The following is a 2670-nucleotide window of genomic DNA, read 5'->3' on the forward strand; positions in this document are numbered from 1 at the left end:
GACCGCGTCCGCGTCGCGGTGCACCGGTACCCGCTCGCCTGGCATGTGACGCTGTTCATGGGGCTGCAGAGCCTGCTGTACTACGCGGCGCTGTCCTGGCTGCCGACGATCCTGCGCGACCGGGGCGCGAGTGCGGACACCGCGGGGAACCTGCTGGCGCTCATGGGCGTGGGCAACCTCGCCGTGTCATTCCTCGTCCCGATGGTCGCGCAGCGGATGCGCGCCCAGCACCTGCTGGTAGTGCCGACGGTGGCCGCGATGGCGCTGGGCCTCGCCGGGGTGGTGTACCTGCCGCTCAGCTCCGCCGTGGCCTGGGTGCTGATCCTCGGCGCCGGCCAGAACGCGGCGCTCAGCCTCGCCATTTTCTTCACGATGGCGCGGGCGCCGCACCCGGCCGCCGCCGCGTCGCTGTCCGCGCTCGCGCAGTCGGTCGGCTACCTGCTGGCGAGCGCGGGGCCGCTGGAGGTCGGGCTGCTGCACTCCGCGACCGGATCGTGGAACCTGCCGATCGCGGTGCTCTTCGTGCTGAATGGCGTGCTGCTCTTCGCCGGCCTGCTGGCCGCCCGTGACCGGGAACTGCCGGCCGGATGACAGCCGACGGACACGGTCACCGGGGGGCACCGGTCGGGTTCGACCTGGACATGACCCTGATCGACTCGCGGCGCGTGATCCTGGCCTCCTTCGCCGCGCTCAGCGACGCGACCGGTGTGCCGATCGACCCGGCCGCCGTGGACCGCAGGCTGGGCATCAAGCTGGAAGACGAGCTCGGCTTCTGGTTCCCCGCCGAGCAGGTCCCCGCCGCGGTGCGCGTCTACCGGGAGCACTACCTGCGGCTCGCCGGGCCGCTGACCAGCGCGCTGCCCGGCGCCCGTGAGGCGCTGGACGCGGTCAAGGCGGCCGGCGCGCGCGCCGTCGTCATCACCGCCAAGCACGAGATCCCGGCGCGGCTGAGCCTGGACCTCGCCGGGCTGGTGCCCGACGACCTGGCCGCCGATGCGTACGGGCCGGAGAAGGCGGCGGTGCTCATCGCCCTGGGCGCGGCGGTTTACGTCGGCGATACACCAGCGGACATGGCCGCCGCGGCTCAGGCCGGAGCGCACGCGATCGGCGTGACCACGGGATCATTTACGGAGCGTGACCTCCGCGCAGCCGGAGCGCAAACGGTGCTCGAGTCGCTCACCGGGTTCCCGGCCTTTTACGCCACTTTCACCTTGTGAAACACCGATTACTTGCTGACAGCAAACTATCGGCGAGCCTGCGACGCGAACTCCTAAGAACCGGTAATGTTTGCCCGTGCGTGAACCGCTAAGAACCGGCAAGGGTTGCCTGTGAGTTCGGTGCTAGAGCGTCGCGGCGCCGCCGCCCCCGCCTGGAGTGTAAACAAAACGCGCCTCCTGGTGGCCGGGATCGTGGCGCTCGCCGCCGTGGTCGGATTCTGGGTGTGGTACGCGCAGCGGCACCCGCTCGGTTACACGCTGTATCCGGTCGACCTGCGCGTCTACCGGGACGGCGGCCTCATCGTCCGGCACATCAGCCCGCCCTACGACGGCAAGCTGGCCAACCCGCTCTACGACTGGCCGCTCAACAACCAGTCGCTGAAGTTCACCTACACGCCGTTCGCCGCGCTCTTCTTCGCTGCCGTGTCCTACGTGCCGTGGTCGATCCTGCCGCGGCTCTCGCAGCTGGTGAACCTTGTCGCGCTGCTCGCGGCGACGTGGTGCACGATGAGCGCGCTGGGCTACCGGGACCGCAGGGTCCTGGCCGGCGGCGCCATGCTCGGCGCGGCCGCCGGACTGCTCACCGAGCCGGTGTTCAGGACCATGTACCTCGGGCAGATCAACCTGGTCCTGATGGCGCTGATCATCTGGGACCTGCGGCAGGAGGACAGCCGCTGGTGGATGGGGATCGCGACCGGATTCGCCGCCGGGGTCAAGCTCGTTCCGCTGATCTTCATCCCGTACCTGCTGCTGACCAGGAAGTTCCGGCAGGCCGCGGTGGCGCTGGGCGCCTTCCTCGGCACCGTTCTGCTCGGCTTCGTGATCCTGCCCGGCGACTCGAGGGACTGGTGGCTCAACGGCCTGTTCATCCAGGACGGGCGGACCGGGTTCGTGGGATGGGGCGGCAACCAGTCGCTGCGGGCCGTCGCGACCAGGCTCGCTGGCAGCATCAACGCCGGGACCGTGCCGTGGGTGATCGCCGCGGTGATCGTGACCGTGGGCGGCCTGCTGTGCGCGGCCAGGCTGTACCGCGCCGGGCACCCGATGCTCGGGATCCTGACCACGGCGCTCATCGGGCTGCTCGACTCACCCATCAGCTGGGACCACCACTGGGTGTGGGTGGTGCCGGGCATGATGGCGGCCGTGCATTACGCCGTGCGCGCCTGGCGGGCGGGCAGGCCGGCCCGCGCCGCGGGCTGCGCCGCCCTGGCGGGCGGAATGTTCCTCGTGTTCTTCCCCTGGCCAGGCATCCTGTGGAGCGTCCTCACCACCGGTCCTGGCAACTTCACGCACGGGCTCATCTGGTCCGCGCCGAACACCCCGGTCACCAAGTACATCGCGCTCGGCGACCAGCCCTGGTTCCTCGAGTACCACTGGCGCACCTTCCAGCTCCTGGCGGGGAACGCCTACGTGCTGTCCGGCCTGCTGCTCCTGGCCATCCTCGGCTTCACCG

General features: G+C 70.4%; 2 protein-coding genes and 1 pseudogene. All 3 read left to right on the forward strand.

Annotated features, from left to right (window positions below):
- Positions 1-591, forward strand: a pseudogene (locus WA805_RS18050) (hypothetical protein); the annotation flags it as partial.
- Positions 588-1217, forward strand: a complete 630-nt coding sequence (locus WA805_RS18055) for an HAD family hydrolase (protein ID WP_422272841.1) — start codon at positions 588-590, stop codon at positions 1215-1217. The pseudogene WA805_RS18050 and the gene WA805_RS18055, both read left to right, overlap by 4 nt.
- 180 nt (positions 1218-1397) lie before the next feature.
- On the forward strand, positions 1398-2670 hold a 1273-nt coding region (locus WA805_RS18060), incomplete at its 3' end, for a glycosyltransferase 87 family protein (protein ID WP_425242912.1).

It is taken from the genome of Trebonia sp., from assembly GCF_049794275.1.
In the GTDB taxonomy this organism is placed as follows: domain Bacteria; phylum Actinomycetota; class Actinomycetes; order Streptosporangiales; family Streptosporangiaceae; genus Trebonia.